The organism is Mucilaginibacter sp. AK015 (assembly GCF_014200785.1).
Classification (GTDB): domain Bacteria; phylum Bacteroidota; class Bacteroidia; order Sphingobacteriales; family Sphingobacteriaceae; genus Mucilaginibacter.
Genome location: NZ_JACHCV010000004.1, coordinates 494616 through 513075, shown reverse-complemented (window position 1 = coordinate 513075; position 18460 = coordinate 494616). Strand labels below are relative to the sequence as shown.

19 protein-coding genes are annotated in these 18460 nt (G+C 44.6%); 5 read left to right on the top strand and 14 right to left on the bottom strand.

Annotated elements, in window-relative coordinates; genetic code table 11:
- Nucleotides 1-105 precede the first annotated feature (105 nt).
- The 5 genes from HDC91_RS17265 to HDC91_RS17245 all read right to left on the bottom strand — a co-directional run bounded on the left by HDC91_RS17265 (nucleotide 106) and on the right by HDC91_RS17245 (nucleotide 6173).
- Entirely contained in the window at nucleotides 106-627 is a 522-nt protein-coding gene (locus tag HDC91_RS17265) for a transposase (protein ID WP_183554269.1), read from the bottom strand.
- Between the two features lie 244 nt (nucleotides 628-871).
- Nucleotides 872-3826 carry a translation initiation factor IF-2 gene (gene infB, locus HDC91_RS17260; protein WP_183554267.1) on the bottom strand — a complete coding sequence of 985 codons (2955 nt, stop codon included), beginning with the start codon at nucleotides 3824-3826 and terminating at the stop codon, nucleotides 872-874.
- A gap of 59 nt (nucleotides 3827-3885) precedes the next feature.
- Entirely contained in the window at nucleotides 3886-5121 is a 1236-nt protein-coding gene (nusA, locus tag HDC91_RS17255; RefSeq protein ID WP_162430146.1) for a transcription termination factor NusA, read from the bottom strand.
- A 3-nt stretch (nucleotides 5122-5124) separates the two neighbouring features.
- On the bottom strand, nucleotides 5125-5589 hold the full coding sequence (rimP, locus tag HDC91_RS17250; RefSeq protein WP_183554265.1) for a ribosome assembly cofactor RimP: 465 nt from the start codon (nucleotides 5587-5589) through the stop codon (nucleotides 5125-5127).
- Between the two features lie 137 nt (nucleotides 5590-5726).
- Nucleotides 5727-6173: a hypothetical protein gene (locus HDC91_RS17245; RefSeq protein ID WP_183554263.1), complete on the bottom strand. Its 447-nt coding sequence runs from the start codon at nucleotides 6171-6173 to the stop codon at nucleotides 5727-5729.
- Between the two features lie 477 nt (nucleotides 6174-6650).
- Here HDC91_RS17245 and HDC91_RS17240 point away from each other — a divergent pair, with 477 nt between their 5' ends.
- Entirely contained in the window at nucleotides 6651-7046 is a 396-nt protein-coding gene (locus tag HDC91_RS17240) for a hypothetical protein (protein ID WP_183554261.1), read from the top strand.
- Between the two features lie 138 nt (nucleotides 7047-7184).
- Here HDC91_RS17240 and HDC91_RS17235 read toward each other — a convergent pair whose 3' ends face one another.
- Nucleotides 7185-9557, bottom strand: a complete 2373-nt coding sequence (locus tag HDC91_RS17235) for a prolyl oligopeptidase family serine peptidase (protein WP_183554259.1) — start codon at nucleotides 9555-9557, stop codon at nucleotides 7185-7187.
- Between the two features lie 20 nt (nucleotides 9558-9577).
- Between HDC91_RS17235 and HDC91_RS17230 the strand changes: the two genes are divergently transcribed.
- Nucleotides 9578-9727, top strand: a complete 150-nt coding sequence (locus HDC91_RS17230; protein ID WP_183554258.1) for a hypothetical protein — start codon at nucleotides 9578-9580, stop codon at nucleotides 9725-9727.
- 56 nt (nucleotides 9728-9783) lie between these two features.
- Here HDC91_RS17230 and HDC91_RS17225 read toward each other — a convergent pair whose 3' ends face one another.
- On the bottom strand, nucleotides 9784-11181 hold the full coding sequence (locus HDC91_RS17225) for a Gfo/Idh/MocA family protein (protein ID WP_183554256.1): 1398 nt from the start codon (nucleotides 11179-11181) through the stop codon (nucleotides 9784-9786).
- Nucleotides 11182-11405: 224 nt separating this feature from the next.
- Here HDC91_RS17225 and HDC91_RS17220 point away from each other — a divergent pair, with 224 nt between their 5' ends.
- Nucleotides 11406-13310, top strand: coding sequence for a beta-N-acetylhexosaminidase (locus HDC91_RS17220; protein WP_183554255.1), 1905 nt, complete (start codon nucleotides 11406-11408; stop codon nucleotides 13308-13310).
- 205 nt (nucleotides 13311-13515) lie between these two features.
- Here the strand turns inward: HDC91_RS17220 and HDC91_RS17215 are convergent, their stop codons facing one another.
- From HDC91_RS17215 to HDC91_RS17190, 6 genes are all read right to left on the bottom strand, one after another.
- A complete protein-coding gene (locus HDC91_RS17215; RefSeq protein WP_183554254.1) occupies nucleotides 13516-13950 on the bottom strand; it encodes a hypothetical protein in 435 nt (144 codons plus the stop codon).
- A gap of 75 nt (nucleotides 13951-14025) precedes the next feature.
- A complete protein-coding gene (locus tag HDC91_RS17210) occupies nucleotides 14026-14409 on the bottom strand; it encodes a DoxX family protein (protein WP_183554253.1) in 384 nt (127 codons plus the stop codon).
- A gap of 27 nt (nucleotides 14410-14436) precedes the next feature.
- Complete coding sequence (locus HDC91_RS17205; RefSeq protein ID WP_183554252.1) at nucleotides 14437-14982, bottom strand: SRPBCC family protein; 546 nt, start codon at nucleotides 14980-14982, stop codon at nucleotides 14437-14439.
- Entirely contained in the window at nucleotides 14979-15365 is a 387-nt protein-coding gene (locus HDC91_RS17200) for a DoxX family protein (RefSeq protein ID WP_183554251.1), read from the bottom strand. The genes HDC91_RS17205 and HDC91_RS17200 overlap by 4 nt, the downstream gene beginning before the upstream one ends.
- Nucleotides 15366-15379: 14 nt before the next feature.
- Nucleotides 15380-15790, bottom strand: coding sequence for a VOC family protein (locus tag HDC91_RS17195; protein ID WP_183554249.1), 411 nt, complete (start codon nucleotides 15788-15790; stop codon nucleotides 15380-15382).
- A gap of 33 nt (nucleotides 15791-15823) precedes the next feature.
- Nucleotides 15824-16036, bottom strand: a complete 213-nt coding sequence (locus HDC91_RS17190; protein ID WP_255476773.1) for a hypothetical protein — start codon at nucleotides 16034-16036, stop codon at nucleotides 15824-15826.
- Between the two features lie 113 nt (nucleotides 16037-16149).
- On the opposite strand from HDC91_RS17190, the gene HDC91_RS17185 reads away from it, so the two are divergent.
- The gene (locus HDC91_RS17185) at nucleotides 16150-17130 is read left to right on the top strand and encodes a GlxA family transcriptional regulator (RefSeq protein ID WP_183554248.1); all 981 of its coding nucleotides are present in this window, start codon (nucleotides 16150-16152) and stop codon (nucleotides 17128-17130) included.
- A gap of 73 nt (nucleotides 17131-17203) precedes the next feature.
- Entirely contained in the window at nucleotides 17204-18040 is an 837-nt protein-coding gene (locus HDC91_RS17180) for an alpha/beta fold hydrolase (RefSeq protein WP_183554247.1), read from the top strand.
- Nucleotides 18041-18068: 28 nt separating this feature from the next.
- On the opposite strand, the gene HDC91_RS17175 is transcribed toward HDC91_RS17180, so the two are convergent.
- Nucleotides 18069-18227 carry a hypothetical protein gene (locus tag HDC91_RS17175; RefSeq protein WP_183554245.1) on the bottom strand — a complete coding sequence of 53 codons (159 nt, stop codon included), beginning with the start codon at nucleotides 18225-18227 and terminating at the stop codon, nucleotides 18069-18071.
- Nucleotides 18228-18460: the final 233 nt, after the last annotated feature.

Sequence of the window (18460 nt, the reverse complement as noted above, 5' to 3'; positions counted from 1 at the left end):
TCATAAGCCGCCACGTATTCCCGGTCCTTAAACCCTTATAAACACCCTGCGCCCGGTAAAGCGTCCACGCTTTACCGAATTCTGGCAGGAGCGTCCACGCTCCCGTTACCTGTCTACAATAAGTGGGCTTTCAGGATTTGCACTGCTATACCAATATTCGTGTGCTGAGCCAACAAAACCGGCCCGAACCGGATTATCATGTATATATTTCGTTTTCTGTTCTATCACCGCCGCAGAATATAGTAATACTGGATAATTTCCATTCTGCCAAAATTGATGATAAACATTAAGATGATTTGCCTTACCCGCCTTTTCAAAGGCGGTCAGCATCCAGTCGCGGCGGCTTTCCTGTAAATTTCCGGCAATTAACTTTATAAGTGCCTTTGATGTAAATGTTTTGAAATCACGCAGCACATCTCCTAATGACCCGTCTTCTACGCGGGCTATCATATGCAGGTGGTTAGTCATCAGCACATATTCACAAATGTGCAGTTTTTTATGCTTTTGGCAATAGGTAAGGTTATCAATGATCAGGTCATTATAAATGCGACGCGTGAAAACATCTATCCAGTCAACAACGGTTAACGTAACAAAGTAAAGTTCATTGGTTGGCGCGGTGCGAGGCATGTTATAACAAAGTATTTAAATGTACATTAAACTTATCAATTCGTGAGCGTGGACGCTCACAATGTGAAAACGGTAAAGCGTGGACGCTTTACCGGGCACTAGACCTGTTGCGAGAAGTGAAGCGACGTGGTAACCCGTCGACACACAAGGCTCCTAAGCCGCCACGTATTCCCGGTCCTTAAAACCTTATAAACAAAAAAGGGGCGGCTATTGGCCGTCCCTTTGAGTATAGTTAAAATTACTTTTACAATTTACGTTTTACTTCTACGTTTTCGTATGCTTCTACAATATCGCCAACCTCTATGTTGTTGTAATTGGCAATATTTAAACCGCATTCGTAACCGGTAGCCACCTCTTTCACATCATCTTTAAAACGTTTAAGTGAGGCCAGTTCGCCTGTATGTATTACCACACCATCCCTGATGATACGGATCTTGCTGTTACGGTTTATCTTACCATCAAGCACCATACAACCTGCAATAGTACCCACTTTGCTGATCTTAAAGGTTTCGCGTATCTCTACGTTAGCTACAATCTTCTCTTCAAAAGTTGGTGCAAGCATACCTTCCATCGCGGCCTTTATCTCGTTGATAGCGTCATAGATGATCGAGTAAAGCCTGATATCTATTTGCTCGGCCTCAGCCAGCTTCCGCGCACTTCCTGATGGACGTACCTGGAAACCGATGATGATAGCATCTGATGCTGAAGCCAGCAACACGTCAGATTCTGATATCTGGCCTACGGCTTTGGATATGATGTTAACCTGTATTTGTTCGGTAGAAAGCTTCAACAACGAATCGGATAACGCTTCGATAGAACCATCCACGTCACCCTTAACAATAATGTTAAGCTCCTTGAAGTTACCAACAGCTAAACGGCGGCCAATTTCATCAAGTGTAATGTGTTTTTGTGTACGTAACCCTTGTTCGCGCTGTAATTGTAAACGTTTGTTAGCAATTTCGCGTGCTTCAGGCTCGGTATCCAACACGTTGAACTTATCGCCAGCAGTAGGTGCGCCCTGCATACCCAATACCTGTACCGGTGTTGATGGCCCTGCAGATTCAACCCGCTGGCCCCGTTCGTTGGTCAACGCTTTTACGCGCCCGCTATAGCAACCGGCAAGTATCGGATCGCCTACTTTAAGGCGGCCCGCCTGCACTAATATTGTAGTAACAATACCACGCCCTTTATCTAAAGCGGCCTCAATAACCGTACCTACGGCACGTTTGTTAGGGTTGGCTTTTAACTCCAGTAACTCTGCTTCTAACAATACTTTTTCTAACAGCAGATCAACGTTTAATCCGGTCTTGGCCGATATTTCCTGGGTTTGATATTTACCGCCCCACTCTTCAACCAAAATGTTCATGGTTGATAACTGCTCGCGTATTTTATCAGCATTAGCACCCGGCCTGTCCATTTTGTTAAACGCGAATATAATTGGTGCGCCTGCAGCTTGTGCATGGTTAATGGCCTCTTTTGTTTGAGGCATCACGCTATCATCAGCGGCAATAACAATAATAACAATATCCGTTACCTGTGCACCCCTTGCACGCATAGCGGTAAACGCTTCGTGACCCGGCGTATCCAGGAAGGTGATCTTACCTTTATTATCCGGCAGGGTAACCTCATATGCACCGATGTGCTGGGTTATGCCACCCGCCTCGCCGCCAATTACATTTGTTTTGCGTATAAAATCCAGTAACGATGTTTTACCGTGATCAACGTGGCCCATGATGGTCACAATCGGCGCGCGCGGTACCAGATCTGCCGGATCGTCAGGCTGATCAAGGTTGGCTTCTTCGTCTTGTGGTTTCACAAACTCAACCTGGTATCCAAACTCCTCGGCAACAATGCTAAGGGTTTCGGCATCCAGACGCTGGTTTATCGATACAAACATACCGAGGCTCATACATGTCGAGATGATCTGCGTTACAGATACATCCATCATCAAGGCCAGTTCGTTTGCCGTAACAAACTCAGTAACCTTGATCACTTTAGACATTGCGTCCTGTTCCATTGCCAGTTCTTCAGCAGTTGCGGCAACGTCATCACGTTTTTGACGGCGGAACTTAGCGCGCTGCGCAAACTTACCCGACTTACCTGCCCCGCTTAAGCGTGCCAGTGTAGCCTTTATCTGGTCTTGTATATCTTTTTCTGTAGGTTCTTCTTTAGGGCCCCCTAAAGGCGCATTTCTGCCTCCCCTAAAATCAGGGCGGTTACCGCCACCCGGAGGGCCTGCCGGCCTGTTCCTGAAATCAGGGCGGTTAGGATTTATAGTACCGCTTGGCGGTGCCTGCTGGCCGGCGTTGCCGCCCTGCTGGTCTTTGCGCTTGCGTTTGCGTTTTTGATCTGCAGCGTTGCCTGCAGCATTTGATGACGAGGCTACCGGCCCGCCGCGTTTTGGCTGGTTTACCGGCAAAGTTATTTTGCCAATAATCTTTGGCCCGCTTAACCGCTCAGCGCTCGCGCGTATAACTTCGTCGTCGCTTTCGGAAGCTGTATCTCCTTCAACTGCGGATGCGTCTGATGCCGGGGTGGCATTTTCGGCAACCGGCGCGGCTTTGGGTGTTTCGGCAACTGGTGCAGGGCGCTCTGCTGCTGGCTCGGCTTTTGGCGCTTCGGCTACAGGAGCAGGTTTCTCTGCAACGGGTTCAGCTTTTGGCGCTTCAGCAACGGGTGCAGGTTTTTCTGCAACGGGTTCAGCCGCCTTCGGAGTTTCGGCAACTGGTGCGGCTTTCTCTTCAACCGGCGGTTTTGCATTAAGGTTATTAAGGTCTATTTTACCAATTACCTTTACACCAGGCAACGCATCGTTGCGCTCTTCAGCCTTAGCCTGTACAGGCTCGGCGGGTTTAGGCTTTTCAGCCTGAGGCGAAGTAAAATGGCCGGTGTTTTTTATCAATATCTCTTCGTTCTCAAAATCCCGGGAACGACGTGGCTGCTCTGCAGGGCGCTCTGGCGTTTGAACACCTTCTTCCTTGCGGATGTTGCCAATCTTGATCTGTTTGGCCTCCTCCTTAATAATTTTATCAACAGCAAACTCCTTCAACAAAGTAGTGTACATATCGTTATCCAGCTTAGCCATGGGTTGCTTTTCAACCTTGTAACCTTTGGAAGCTAAGAAATCGACAATGGTACCCATACCAATGTTCAGTTCTTTTACTGCTTTTATTAATTTTATGGATTTGTCTTCTGACATTTATTAAATTTTCTCTGCTAATTATCGCAAAAATACGATTTTAATTTTTGTTATTCTGTTTATTCAAATTCTGCCTGCAAAATTGATAAAACATCTTTTATTGTTTCTTCTTCCAGATCAGTGCGTTTAACCAGTTCGCCTACTGATAATGCCAGTACAGATTTAGCAGTATCAAGGCCAATACGTTTAAACTCGTCAATTATCCAGCTATCGATCTCATCCGAGAACTCTTCGATATCCACATCCTCGTCGTGCTCGTCGGCTTCGCGGTAAACATCAATTTCATATCCGGTTAATTTACCGGCCAGTTTAATGTTATGGCCGCCCCTGCCTATAGCTAACGATACCTGATCGGGCTTTAAGTAAACCGCTGCCGTTTTTTTCTCGTCATCTAATTTGATAGACGTGATCTTGGCCGGTGATAAGGCGCGCTGTATATATAACTGAATATTGTTCGTAAAGTTTATCACGTCGATGTTCTCGTTCTTCAATTCGCGAACGATACCATGGATACGCGACCCTTTCATACCTACGCAGGCGCCAACCGGATCGATACGGTCATCGTACGATTCTACAGCAACCTTTGCCCTTTCACCCGGTTCGCGAACTATTTTCTTGATAGTTATCAGCCCGTCAAATATCTCAGGAACTTCCATCTCGAACAAACGCTGTAAAAACTCGGGAGCCGTACGCGAAATAATAATTTTAGGGTTACTGTTCAGCATATCAACCTTGCTGATAATCGCCCTAACGCTATCCCCTTTTTTGAAGTAATCGGCAGGTATCTGTTCGGTTTTTGGCAATAAAAGCTCGTTTCCTTCATCATCAAGCACCAGGGTCTCTTTTTTCCAAACCTGGTAAACCTCGCCGGTAACAATTTCGCCAACGCGGTCTTTATATTTTTTAAAGATCTCGTCTTTCTCCAGTTCCAATATTTTAGATACCAAAGTTTGACGCGCAGCAAGTATTGCACGGCGGCCAAAGCTTTCCAGGGTTATCTGCTCAATTTGTTCATCTCCCACTTCAAGATCAGCATCAATTGTTTTGGCTTCGGCCAATTCTATCTCCAGGTCGTCATCCTCGCTAAAGCCATCCTCAACCACAACACGTGTGCGCCATATCTCTAAGTCGCCGTTATCTGTGTTTACAATTACGTCACAGTTTTCGTCCGTGCCGTACTTTTTCCTGATCATACTTCTGAAAACGTCTTCCAGAACGCTCATCATAGTTGGGCGGTCAATGTTCTTGAAATCTTTAAATTCCTGAAAAGAATCAATTAAATTAATATTGCTCATCTTCTACTTGAATGATATTAAAACTTTTGTTTCTGTTATTTTATCTGTCGGGATAGTGCTTTCAACAGTTACAGCCTTTTTCCCTTTTTCTTTTATTGTTTCTTCAATTACTATAAAGTCGTCGCCAACCTCCTTCAATACACCCTCGCGTTTAGCACCATCGTTCATTTTTATAGCTAACGTGCGGCCTGTGTTTTTAGCATATTGCCTTTTTAATGTTAGCGGCGCATCAATCCCCGGCGATGAAACCTCAAGATTGTAAGGCGTATCAATTACATTCTCTTCTTCCAGGTGAAAACCTACATGCCTGCTTATGGCAACACAGTCGGCAATCCCTATCCCGCTGTCCCCGTCAACCAGCACTATCAGCTTACCATTCGGATGCATTTTAACATCCACCAAAAACAGGTTTGGCATGTCGGCAATCTTCTCCTCCACCAGTTCAGTTACTCTTTTTTCAATATTCATTATCGTATGTTTTTCCCGGCATCCCGGAAGGTGATGGAGCGGTTGATAATTTGATTGATAAAATAAAAGAGGGGACAAACGCCCCCTCTTTTTTAATTCAGATGCAAATATAGCATGTTTTTTTCATTTTTCAAAGCTTATTCCTTAAAAATCAAATCAATAAAATGCGTTCGTCCAGGCTGCGAGCGGCCTTTAATGTAATCTATGAGCCTGGCGCCTTCGCCAAGACGATAATTTCTTATAAAGTAAGTCTGCCCTTTTACAAAAGGGGTATCGGGTGTAAAAACCACCACGCTATCCTTTAAAAGGTAACGGCCCGGCTGCACAGGCTGGTAATTTTTCAGATCTGTATCGGCCGGCATCCGGTAAACCGCCACCAGGCTTTGCCATACAGTATTGTCAGTATCGCGCGCTATATCCTGCATTACGGCGTAATCAAGCCCTTTTATTTGTAATGATTGCCGGTTGTTTACTAATGATAGCCGCACACCGGCAGGGTGTTTTGTTGGGGTGCAGGCAAAGATGAATAAGAAAATGATTAAAATGTCAAGGTACCAATACCTCACATGGATTATTTTAAGCATATATTCAATTCCATATTAAATTACTTACAATTCTTTGATTTGAAAAATAATTTGGTTAGGTTAGTCCTAACTTAACCAAATATCACAACTCTTGAGAGACAAACTGTCAAATTTAATAACTAGCATCATATGCTATGTATTTTTGCCTTTCATACCCTTTATGTTTGAGTATTATTATTCTAAGCCTCATCATATTACTGAAAGGTCGGCTATAGTTGCACTAAGTGCATACGCCTTTAGCTTAGCTTTCAGCACTAAATTTAGAATTATATCTCTTCTTAACATAATCATAGCATTCTTGGCAGGAATTATGTATGGTTCAATTGAAAACGAATTAGTCGTTGATTGGACGTCATTACCCACTGTTTTAATTTATATCTTAGTACTTTCTGCTATGGGGGAACGTTATCATAGGCATATAAACGAAAACGAAATATGTTGGTTTTATACAATTTTTGAAGCGAAAAAATAGTCATTATGGAAGATTTAATTGGCGTACTTGCTATAGGAATGGTTGGAATTAACTTTTTATACTTGGGATTTAATATCTACAGGCAAAGAATAGCAGAAAAAAAGCTTGAAAAGCTTATAAAAAAGCATGAGGCTGATTTACTAAAAATGATAAATGATAAAAATTACAAAGCGCAATTCTACTTATCCAATAAACGTTCTAAAGAGGATTTCGAGAATCTAATGATGATTACATTCGTAAACAACCAAATCAATCAACTTAGCAAATATGATAAGTTAATGATGAAAAAAATCATTGAAAGAAAAAGCTCTGAAAATCAACAACGTTATATTTCCAAGCTTTTTCAAGATATAGGGCTTTCTAGCCTATTGCATAATTCGAAAAAACCATCCGTAGCCTAACTTGGTTCAGACTTTGCGATTTAAATGTTGCCATGGCACTTGTGTTCGCGCAGCATCTTAGCGCTATTTGGCGGTAAGATGATTATAGTAATTTGATCACAAATAAACTGCTGTTGTACTAATCATTTACCGTATATTTTACTTTCCTTTCAGCGTTTCCTCAAACAATTTATATATTCTTTTATACTCATCCGTCCAGCTGCTGGGTTGCACAAAGCCGTGATCCTCTACCGGGTAAGGCGCAAGCCACCAGTTTTCTTTATGCAGCTCTATCAGCTTTTGGGTAAGGCGCACAATATCCTGGAAGTTTACATTCTGGTCCACCATGCCATGCAGCATCAGCAGGTTGCCCTTTAGGCCATCGGCGAAATAAATAGGCGAGCTTTGGCGATATGCTTTCTCGTCGGTAAAGGGCTCGTTTAAGATGTTTGAAGTGTAGCCGTGGTTGTAATGCGCCCAATCGGTAACCGAGCGTATAGCTGCGCCCGAGGCAAAAACATCAGGCTGGGTAAACAATGCCATCAGGGTCATAAAGCCCCCGTACGAACCGCCGTACATACCCACATGTTTGGGGTTAACACCATATTTTTCTACTAATAACTTTACCCCATCCACCTGGTCGGCAAGGTCGGCGCCGCCCATATGGCGGTATATTCCGGTGCGGATGTCGCGCCCATAGCCCGAGCTTGCGGTATAATCGATATCCATTACCGTGTATCCGTTATCGGCCAGCATATTATTGAACATATACTCGCGGAAATAGGTGCTCCACCAGTAATGCACGTTTTGCAGGTAGCCCGCACCGTGTACAAATATTACGGCAGGTTTTGCAGGATCGGCCTTTTTCGGCAGATACAACCGTGCGTAAATATCTTTCCCGTTACGGTTTTTAAAGCTGACCACCTCCGGCTCGCGCCATGGATACGATTTAAATTCCTCGGTAACAGAGTTGGTTACCTGTATGGCCTTTGCGCCCGGTTTGTTAGGCTGCACATACAATTCCCATGGTTTGTTTGAATAGGAGTAGTGGATAGCCAGCCATTTTTCATCGGGCGAAAGCGTTACTTCGTTGCCCCCTTTCATGCTTGTTATTTTAACCGGTACGCCGCCCGTTACAGGTATGCGGTAAAAATGCGTTATACCGGGATGCTCGATATTAGCGGTAAAATAAAAGGTTTTTTTATCATTGGATAAGTGCAGGGTTTGTACCTCCCACTTGCCCGAGGTAAGCTGCTTTTTCTGGCGGCTAACCATATCTGCCATATATACGTGCGAGTAACCACTGGCCTCGCTCTGGAAGTAGAAGTGAGTGTTATCCGCCCAGCCCATACTGCCATTTGCAAAAAACCCGCTTGTGCCGGGGCCACCTATCCAGGCATCGTCGTGCTGGCGGTCAAGCAGCGTTAATTTACCGGTTTCGGCGTCAAGCTGCATCAGCCAGCGGTCTTTATTGTCCTTCGCTTCTACGTCCACAACGGCGTATTTGCTGTCGGGGCTCCAGTATGGAGTGGCAACGTCAACCAGGCGATCGGCATCGCGCTTTTTATACGCCTCCAGTTCTTTAGGGTACTCTTTTATGTACTTGGGTATATCCTTTATACCTGGCAGATCACCGGTATTGATGCTGTAGACCGTATCGCGCTGCCTGTCAAAAATAAAGCTTTCAGAAGTTGATTGCGGACTACCTACCTTGGTACGGTTAGGAATATCCTCGGTGTAGCCAGAAGAGGTAACATAATCGGGCACAATAGTGTTCCTTTCACCCTCGGCCGGCTGAATGAGGCGGTAAGTAACATACCTGCCATCCGGACTTAACTGCACCCCGCTTAAGCGCTTTTCCCCCAATACTATCTCTTTTAATTTGGATACCTTAAACAAACTACGCTCCGCCGAATCAAGCTGGCGGTCTTTCTCGTTCGCCCTAATTATATCAAACAGTTCTAACTGCTGCGTTTTTAACCAGCGTGATTGCTCATTCTCTTTCGCGGGCTTTTTTCCGTCGCTTGCTTTTTTAACAAAGTTTGTAAGCTGCGTTAGCTCGCCGCGGTCAAGCTTTAAAGCATAGAGGTTGTAATCATCGGTAAAAATCACACTTGATTCGTTCCCGCTAAATGTAGGGTTCATTTCGTGCGCCGCGGTATGGGTTAGTTGTATGCTTTTACCGGCAGCAACGTTTAAGATGAATATATCGCCATTCTTTTCGTACACTTTAAGGGTGCGTGCTTTATTCCATTTGCCATCGCTGGGTATCATGCCGCGGCGTTCTTCCAAAGCTACCTTTTGCGGCTTTAAATTATTAGGGCTTATGCAAAACAATTCGTCCCGCTCTGCCTTATCGGGGTTCCAGGTAAAGTATATCTTTTTGCTGTCGTCGCTCCAGCGGATGTTATCGGGCGACACACCCATCCATTTTGGGTCGCGCATTATTTTCTCAACAGTAAGCACTTCAAGTTTTTGCGCCGAAGCGCCAAAACCAATGCACAGGAACAGTAAGGTAAGGCTCTTTTTCATAAACAATTGCTGTTAAAGCGATGCAATTTAACAGTTTAGGTAATATTACTATTTTTAATGCTTTAATTGTTACAAATATAAAACGCTGCGTTACCGGCATGCCTGTTGAAGCGGCAGGTCTTTGGCAAGCTAAAACTGATAAGGTTGATAACAAGGAAGCCGCTCAGTAAGCGGCCTCCTATTAGGTATAACTGTCTTGTATCTTGATTCTTCCGGTCTTTATGCCCTACCCTACTATTTTCATATTCTCGGCATCCCAATGGATCACTTTGTTTTGAAAATAGCTGTCGTTGCAAGCCAGGCATGGGGCAGCAGCCCTGAAACCAAATACGGCATCTTCAACAACCGGCTTACCGGTACGTACCGATTCCATAAAGTTGGCAAAGTGGTCGTTCGAGGCATTGTAATCGTCCGGCGCACGATAGGTTATATCCGGAATGGATGGTGTTTGCTGGTCGGCCTGCGAGTAGCGTTTATTGTAAGCATCCATCAGTGCCTTTTGCTCTGCTTCGGTATAGGTAAATAACGAATCCCACCCGCCAATACCGGGGGCTACGGGCATCTTGTTTTTGCGGATGGTAAAGCTTTCGCCTTCGCCGCCAAGGTCTATCACCCCTTCAGATCCTACTATTTTGGTAGTGCCGTGGTCACCCTCGCCACTGATGAAGTTTACACGTAAGGTAACCTGGAAAGCAGGGTGTTCCTTTGTTTCACCATAATGGATAACCGCGCTCATTACATCAGGCACATTGCGCCCATCTTTCCAGTATGCAAGGTCGCCGATAGAATAAATACGCTCGGGCCCCTTTGAGCCGGTAATAAAGTGAATGCCGCTCAACAGGTGAACAAACAGGTCGCCGGCAACACCGGTGCCATATTCGCGGTAGTTTCTCCAGCGGAAAAACCTGTTCGGGTCAAAATCGTGCTTAACGCTTGCGTTTGCCTGGTACCGCGCCCAATCTACATTTTGCACATTAGCATCGCTTGGTATGGTGTACTGCCATGCCCCTAAAGCGCTTTGGCGGTTAAACGATGCTTCGATAGAGTTGATCTTGCCTATGGCCCCTGCCTCGTACATCTCTTTTGCTTTGCGATAGGCAATGCTGCTTACCCTTTGGCTGCCCACCTGGAAAACCCTCCCGGTTTCTTTTTGCACCCTTATCTCCTCTAAACCCTGGCTTATTAAATGTACCATTGGCTTTTCGCTATAAACAGCTTTCCCTTTGTGCATAGCATCAATCGCTATCTGGCTGTGCCAGTTATCGCTGGTGGCAATAATTACCGCATCAACATCCTTACGGTCAAGTATCGCGCGGTGATCCATAGTAGTGAACAGGTCTTTGCCATAAACTTCTTTAGCACGTGCCAGGCGGCCTTTGTAAAGGTCGCATACACCAACCAGTTCAACTCCCGGTACGGTTAAAGCGGCTTTAGTATCATTAAAGCCCATAATACCCATGCCAATGGTGGCTATCCTTATCTTGTCGTTTGGCGATACCGGCTTTTGGGCGCGCAATATCCTTACTTCATTTTCTTCTTTAGCTGCTAAGCTGGTAAGCGAGGCCGAGGTCAGTAAAACTGACGTGCCAAGGTGCTTCAAAAACTTTCTGCGGTCGGTTGACATGGTTTTTAATTTAGTTAAGCTTAATAATTGGTTAAAGAAATTGCAGGCGCAATTTGCGGTTCATCAACGCAATTTAATAAAAAGCTACGGCAACAAAAGTTTTCTTATATTAATATGCACCCGTTAATAAACCGAATTCTAAACTACAAAAAACTTTTTAATATTATTTAAAAAGTTATAAATTGCATGTTGTTACCCCAATTATAAATCATCAGTTATTATCCATGAAAAAGTTATCCTTATTGGTATGCTCCTGCCTTATTGGCGCATTGGCGTTTGCCCAGCAAACCAACACAAGTATTGCCATTATCCCCGAACCGGTTAAAATTACACAACACACCGGGCGGTATGTGCTGCCAAAAGTGTTAGTGGTGCAATCAGGCACAGAGGCCGAAATGACCCCTGTGCTTAACCTTATTAAAAACAAGTTTTCTACGGCCACCGGCAAAATTATCAGGGTAAGACCTATAGCCCCGGCCGCTGCTATTAAACTTGTACTTAACAAAACCACTGATAATGTTATCGGCAAAGAGGGCTATTATCTGTCGGCCAGGGCAAAAGGCATAACTATACGTGCCAATACCGCGGCGGGCCTATATTATGGTGTGCAAACCTTGCTTCAGTTGCTGCCTAACCAGATAGAGGGTAAGGAAATTGCAAAAAACATAACCTGGGCGGTGCCTGTGGTTGATATAACTGATTACCCACGTTTTGAATGGAGGGGGTTAATGTTTGATGTATCACGCCACTTCTTTACCAAAAAAGAGGTAATGAGTTATATTGATAATATGGCCAAATACAAGCTGAACCTGTTTCACTGGCACTTAACTGATGATGAAGGTTGGCGCATCGAGATAAAAAGCTTCCCTAAACTTACCACCGTTGGGGCATTTAATGTAAAGCGCGAGGGCGAGTTTGGCAACTTTATTCCGCCAAAACCTGACGAGCCTCGTAATTACGGCGGCTTTTATACCCAAGATGATATCCGCGAAGTAGTGCAATATGCAAAAGACCGCTTTGTAAATATTATGCCCGAAGTAGATGTACCCGGCCACAGCCTTGCAGCCGTAGCATCCTACCCGGAACTATCGGCTACTGCCGGCGCTGATAAGTATGTAGTGCGCTCGGGCGAAAAGATAATGGACTGGTCTAAACCCGGCCACCCGGCTTTGGTAGACAATACCTTAAACCCTGCCGGCGAATTTACCTACCAATTTTTGGATAAAGTGATGGGCGAAATTGCCGAACTGTTCCCATTTGCTTACATCCACGTAGGAGGCGATGAGTGCGCTAAAAATTTCTGGGAGCAAAGCGACCAGGTTAAGGCCTTAATGGCAAAAGAAAACCTTAAAACGCAGGAAGAGGTACAAAGCTATTTTGAAAAACGCCTTGAAAAGATAGTAGAATCTAAAGGGAAAAAATTTATTGGATGGGATGAGATACTGGAAGGTGGTATTGGCCCTAACGCTGCGGTTATGAGCTGGCGTGGTATAAAAGGAGGTATTGAGGCCGCCAAGCTTGGCCACGAAGTAGTGATGAGCCCAACTACTTTTGTTTACCTGGATTACATGCAGAGCGACCGTGTGATGGAGCCGCATGTGTATGCTACATTGCGCCTGAGCAAAACTTACGAATTTGACCCGGTACCTGCGGGGGTAGACGCCAAATTGATAAAAGGCGGGCAAGCCAACCTGTGGACCGAACAGGTTTACAATATTCGCCAGGCAGAGTATATGACGTGGCCCCGTGCTTTTGCGCTGGCTGAGAGCGTATGGTCGCCGGCATCTAAGAAAAACTTTAATACGTTTTTTACCAAGGTAGAAAAGCATTTCGACAGGTTTAACCAGGCCGAGATAAAATATGCGCCAAGCGTTTACGACCCTGACTTTAAGGTAGGCCGCAACGCCGACAGTACCCTAAATGTAACCTTAATCACCGAGGTACCGGGGCTTGACATTTACTACAGCTTTGATAATTCGTACCCGGACAGGTTCTATCCAAAATATACCGGGGTACTTACCGTACCAATTGATGCTACACAATTAAAGGTAATTACCTACCGCGGCAAACAACCCGTTGGCCGTATGATATCAATGCCTATAAGCGAATTGAAAAGCAGGATAAGATAAGTTTGCAGTTTGCATATAGTAATAAAGCCGCACCAAATGGTGCGGCTTTATTTGTTTAATATCATTGCAAGGGCAAGCAATTAAATATGCCTTTTTGAACGATAGTGAGAACTCCTGTTCGAATAACAGGCGGCGAGCCTTGCATCACGAACAAGATTTCTCCTTGCTATCGCTCGTTCGAAAAGACATATTTATTATTTTTACCTTACTCCACCCGCTTCATTCTTGAAAACGGGAACCCGTTACAGCCCCTTTTTGGGTTTTGCCTGTCGGCTTTGGCGGTGGTTTCGGCTACGCGGTCGGTTTTGGCATTATATACGCTTAGGCAAAAGCCCCATTTCCAGGGCTCCATATTGCTGAACTGCATATAATCTATACGGGTATACAGGCTGCCTTCGCCGGGGTTTTGTTCGTCGTTGCGGGCTACTATGTACTGGTCTTTAATGTTCCATTTAATGATATGGTATTTGGTGTGCGGGTGTTGTATGAACAACGTATCGTTAATGGTGTAGCGGATACCGTAGTCGTCAACAAAATTGCCTTTGAATATGACGGGGACATCATTTGTATAATGTACCTGCTTTTTATCGCCGGTACCTATTATCGACAGAAACAGAATAAAGAAAGCCAATTTTTGCATGTGCTAATATAAATACTAAAACACAAAAGCCCTGCTAATACAATCAGCAGGGCCGGGGTAAAATTTTAAGCAGGCTTATTTCATCGCGAACAGCGTTACGTAGTTTTTGCGATAATAATAAGCCAGGAACAGGTCGCCAATTAAAAGCGCCACCGCAGTAGGGATACCTGAAGGCGCCACAAATATGTGCGTTAACAAGATATTTAAGATGATAGGGAATATTATAACCGTAGCCAGCGTAACAAAACGGCCTGTTAAAAACATAATAGCGCATGCCAGCTCGGTTACCTTTATAAAAGTAAGTAAATAGCCCGATGCCATTATCCCTGCCATAAAGGTTTTGTTGGCTTCGCTCATTTCGGGTGGTTTGCCCATATCAATTTTAAAAAGCACTACAACTGAGGCGAACAGAAACATTAGCCCCATCAGCGTACGTACAACGATCATTGCAATTTTCATAAGATTTCAGTTTAGTGTGAGTATTAGTTATTCCTTTTCAAGTATTTGTTTCAGGTTATTGAGGCTGATCTCCATATCGTTTCCCAGCATTTTTTCCATGTTTATAAATAACAGCATTGCATTCATCGGGAACTGCATCCTGCTGTTAAAAGCCCATTTCACCGTGGTTTTATCTTCGGTTACAGCCTGTGTAGCTATGTAAGTATCGGCCACTCCGGCAAAGGGCTTTATAAATACCACGCGGATATCTATCCGCTCGTCATCAACTATCTTTTCAATTGTTTGGTGGCCTTTGCCTGCTTGCTTTATATCACTGTCCCAGGCGGCGTTAAACCCTTCGGTGCCATCTGTACCGGTATAGGTCATGCGCTTGTTAGGGTCGGTCATTACCCATTTACTATAATGGTCCATATTGCGCAGGTATTTAATATAATCAAAAACCTGCCGGCGGGGCTTATTGATTATCACACTGCGCTGTACGGTATAAGCCTTTGGGGCAATAAGGGCTAACACCAGCACAACTACAATTATGCCCGCAAAAATGCCAAGTATAGTCATCAAGGTATCGTTCATTGTTGTTGGGTTTTAATGGTTAGGTATCGTTTCCAGAAGTAATACAAGATAAACATAACCATTAATATTATTAACGGGAAAATTAATAGGAAACCACTGTCGCCCACAAATGCCCTTGAAGCAAACGCCCCTATAAAATTAAAGGCAAAGCCTGCAAACGCCCACTCCTTAATGGTTTTAAACTTGTTTTGCAGCAGGGCCACGGCCCCTAATATTTTAGCGGCGCCCGTTATAACCATTATATAAACGGGGTAGCCCAAATGGCGCATTACATCCTGCCCGGTTTTTTCTTTGGCCACGCCCGCACCGCCATCCATCAGCATAAATAAGCCGAATATAATGGTGAGCGCCCAGTAAATTATCTTAATGGTTTTTGGTGTCATTAGTGTTAAGTTAATTATCGCTCTTCGGTAAATACACCCCAGCCAATGCCGTATTTATCAACAACGTTGCCCATGGTGCCGGCAAAAAAAGTCATTACTTCATGTACCACTTTACCGCCATCAGCCAACCTGGCAAACTTTTGGTGCACCTCAGCTTTGTTGGCGCAGGTTATGGTTAAAGATACGATGCCTACTGTAGCTTCGATATTGGGGTTAGGCATATCAGTACCCAATATGCTGAAATCGCTGCCTGTTAAGTCGGCATGCAGTATGCCGTTTTGTGCTTCGCCAGGGAAGCTATCCTGCATCGGCGACCCTTTTACAGGCATCAGGCTCAACTCGCCGCCTAATATGCTTTGGTAAAAGGTCATGGCTTCGCCGCATTGGTTGTTGCTAAAATTGATGTAAGCGCTTATTTTCGACATGGCTTTGTTTAATTTATATGGTTAATAATCTGGTTATCTAAGTATCTCGCAATAATGTCCGTTTAATTTAAGAAGTTCTATGATGTGGTGAGCGCAAAAGTCATTGCCCTCCACGCGCAATATTTTGTCGCAGTCTTCCAGGTCAAAATTTATTTTGCTTGCCGGGAAGTGTTCTGATAGCTTCTTGATCAGCATCCTTGACCTATCGCCTTCCTGAACGTTTGTTTTAAAAACCTCTATCATCATAAATAATTTGTTGATGCATTACAAAGGTGCATGGCTTTGCTATATTTAAAAGGGTGTAATTACGACAATCTAAGGGGTTGATTGCGACGGTGATACCTTATACCTTTGACATTATGAAACACATATCGATCCTAATTCCGCAGGGCGAAACCAGCCTGAGCAACATAGAGGCAACTTATAAGATGTTCTCGATGGTGAACCAATCGCTTGACAGGATGAAGAAAGCCCCGCTGTTTAAAATACAGCTGGTTGGTTTAAACAGCGAAACGGCCCTTACCAACGGCCTGTTTACTGTTAAGCCCGATATGACCTTTGATGAAGTTGCCAAAACCGACCTGATCATTATTCCCGCCGTGCATGGCGATGTGAATAAGGTGTTAAGCGATAACAGCGATTTTATCCCCTGGATAATAAAACAATATAAAACCGGCGCCGAGGTGGTTTCGCTTTGCATCGGGGCTTTTATACTGGCGTCTACCGGGCTGTTAAAGGGACGCAGCTGCACCACGCATTGGCTGATGGCCGATGAGTTCCGCAAAATGTTTCCTGATGTAAACCTGATGCCGTACAAGATCATTACCGACGAAGGGGGCATATACACCAGCGGCGGCGCTTACTCCTCATTAAACCTGTTACTGTACCTTGTAGAAAAATTTGCGGGCAGGGATATGGCTATTAATTCGTCAAAGATATTCGAGATCGATATCGAACGCAACAGCCAGTCGTTGTTCATCATTTTCAGAGGTCAAAAAGACCACGAAGACGAGGTAATAAAAAAAGCGCAGGAGTTTATTGAGCATAACTACCAGGACAAAATTACGGTGGATCATCTGGCTGATATGTTTGCCATTAGCCGCCGCCACTTGGAGCGCCGTTTTAAAAAGGCGACATCAAACACCGTGGTAGAATATATGCAGCGTGTACGCATCGAGGCCGCCAAAATGAGCCTGGAAACCATCCGCGAAAACGTGAACGAGGTGATGTATAATGTGGGCTATACCGATACCAAAGCCTTTAGGATGATCTTTAAAAAGATAACCGGGCTATCGCCGATAGAGTACCGTAACAAGTATAATAAAGATAAGGCCGCATAAAAAAAAGCCTTGCCCCCGCCGCTCGAACGAGGGTAAAAAGAAAAGCCCGTTCATCGAAACTTGATCACAAGATATGAAATACATTAAACTATTAATTTTCAGCATTACAATTATGGCAACTACCCTATCTGAAGCGCAAACCACAGGCAATTATGCCAATGTAAACGGCATAAAAATGTATTACGAGGTACAGGGAGCGGGCAGTCCGCTGGTTTTGATACACGGCGGCGGCTCTACTATCAAAACCAACTTTAGCCGTATAATGCCTCAACTGGCTAAAACTCATAAAGTAATAGCGGTTGAGCTGCAGGCACACGGCCACACCGGCGACCGTAACGCACCCGAAACTTTTACACAGGATGCCGACGATATAGCCGAACTATTAAAACAGCTTAACATACCCAAAGCCGACTTTTTAGGCTTTAGCAACGGCGGGCAAACGTGTTTAGAACTGGGGCTGCGCCATGCCGGTAAGGTTGGCAAACTTATTATAGCATCTGCATTTTATACCCGCGATGCCGCGCCCGAAGGTTTTTGGAAAGGCTTTGAAAACCCCAACTTTAGCCATATGCCGCAGATATATAAGGATGAATACCTGAAGATAGGCACACAGCATGGGCTGATGAATATGTTTAATAAAGATGTGCAGCGCATGCTAAACTTTAAAGGCTGGACAGATGAGCAGTTAAAAAGCATACAAGCCCCGGCATTTGTAATAATTGGCGACCGTGACCTGCCCGCGCCCGAACACGCCGCCAAAATGGCACGCACCCTGCCACATGGCCGTTTAGCCATACTGCCGGGCACACACGGTAGTTATATCGGCGAAGCGTTTGACCCCAAACCCGAAAGCAAAATTCCTGATCTGTTTGTAGCGATGGTGAATGAGTTTTTGGCGGGAGAGTTATAATTTGACAGAATAACCGGACCGGGACGTATCATTCCTTGTCCGGGTCGTGCCGTTCTACAAATTCTTTATCATCCAACGCATCCTTTTCGAAGGATTCTTCGTCTTTTCGGTTGCGCATTACAAGCCATATCAATATAGCCAGGGCCAATATTATTACTATTATTATTCCTAAAGTGTTAGTATGCATTTAGTTACACGAACAAGGAGCGTGCCCAAAACGGGTTATTAACAAAATGATAATATTGAATTACGCAGGGCTTACCGGCATATTGCTGTCATTCACCTATAGCTTCCTGGTACCATAACACTAAAACTTAACGCCATGACAAATACCATATCGCATTGGGTAGGCGTTTAACCCCAAAGCTGGAAGCAGGACATCCACCTTTTAGGCAATTGTGAACGATTTTTTGGCGCGGG

Coding starts and splice junctions, on each gene's coding strand:
- HDC91_RS17265 (WP_183554269.1), bottom strand. CDS start 627: ATGCCTCGCACCGCGCCAACCAATGAACTTTACTTTGTTACGTTAACC.
- HDC91_RS17225 (WP_183554256.1), bottom strand. CDS start 11,181: ATGTCAACCGACCGCAGAAAGTTTTTGAAGCACCTTGGCACGTCAGTT.
- HDC91_RS17190 (WP_255476773.1), bottom strand. CDS start 16,036: ATGATGATAGAGGTTTTTAAAACAAACGTTCAGGAAGGCGATAGGTCA.
- HDC91_RS17205 (WP_183554252.1), bottom strand. CDS start 14,982: ATGAACGATACCTTGATGACTATACTTGGCATTTTTGCGGGCATAATT.
- HDC91_RS17210 (WP_183554253.1), bottom strand. CDS start 14,409: ATGAAAATTGCAATGATCGTTGTACGTACGCTGATGGGGCTAATGTTT.
- nusA (WP_162430146.1), bottom strand. CDS start 5,121: ATGAGCAATATTAATTTAATTGATTCTTTTCAGGAATTTAAAGATTTC.
- HDC91_RS17215 (WP_183554254.1), bottom strand. CDS start 13,950: ATGCAAAAATTGGCTTTCTTTATTCTGTTTCTGTCGATAATAGGTACC.
- HDC91_RS17220 (WP_183554255.1), top strand. CDS start 11,406: ATGAAAAAGTTATCCTTATTGGTATGCTCCTGCCTTATTGGCGCATTG.
- HDC91_RS17245 (WP_183554263.1), bottom strand. CDS start 6,173: ATGCTTAAAATAATCCATGTGAGGTATTGGTACCTTGACATTTTAATC.
- rimP (WP_183554265.1), bottom strand. CDS start 5,589: ATGAATATTGAAAAAAGAGTAACTGAACTGGTGGAGGAGAAGATTGCC.
- HDC91_RS17185 (WP_183554248.1), top strand. CDS start 16,150: ATGAAACACATATCGATCCTAATTCCGCAGGGCGAAACCAGCCTGAGC.
- HDC91_RS17230 (WP_183554258.1), top strand. CDS start 9,578: ATGCAATTTAACAGTTTAGGTAATATTACTATTTTTAATGCTTTAATT.
- HDC91_RS17235 (WP_183554259.1), bottom strand. CDS start 9,557: ATGAAAAAGAGCCTTACCTTACTGTTCCTGTGCATTGGTTTTGGCGCT.
- HDC91_RS17175 (WP_183554245.1), bottom strand. CDS start 18,227: ATGCATACTAACACTTTAGGAATAATAATAGTAATAATATTGGCCCTG.
- HDC91_RS17195 (WP_183554249.1), bottom strand. CDS start 15,790: ATGTCGAAAATAAGCGCTTACATCAATTTTAGCAACAACCAATGCGGC.
- HDC91_RS17240 (WP_183554261.1), top strand. CDS start 6,651: ATGGAAGATTTAATTGGCGTACTTGCTATAGGAATGGTTGGAATTAAC.
- HDC91_RS17200 (WP_183554251.1), bottom strand. CDS start 15,365: ATGACACCAAAAACCATTAAGATAATTTACTGGGCGCTCACCATTATA.
- HDC91_RS17180 (WP_183554247.1), top strand. CDS start 17,204: ATGAAATACATTAAACTATTAATTTTCAGCATTACAATTATGGCAACT.
- infB (WP_183554267.1), bottom strand. CDS start 3,826: ATGTCAGAAGACAAATCCATAAAATTAATAAAAGCAGTAAAAGAACTG.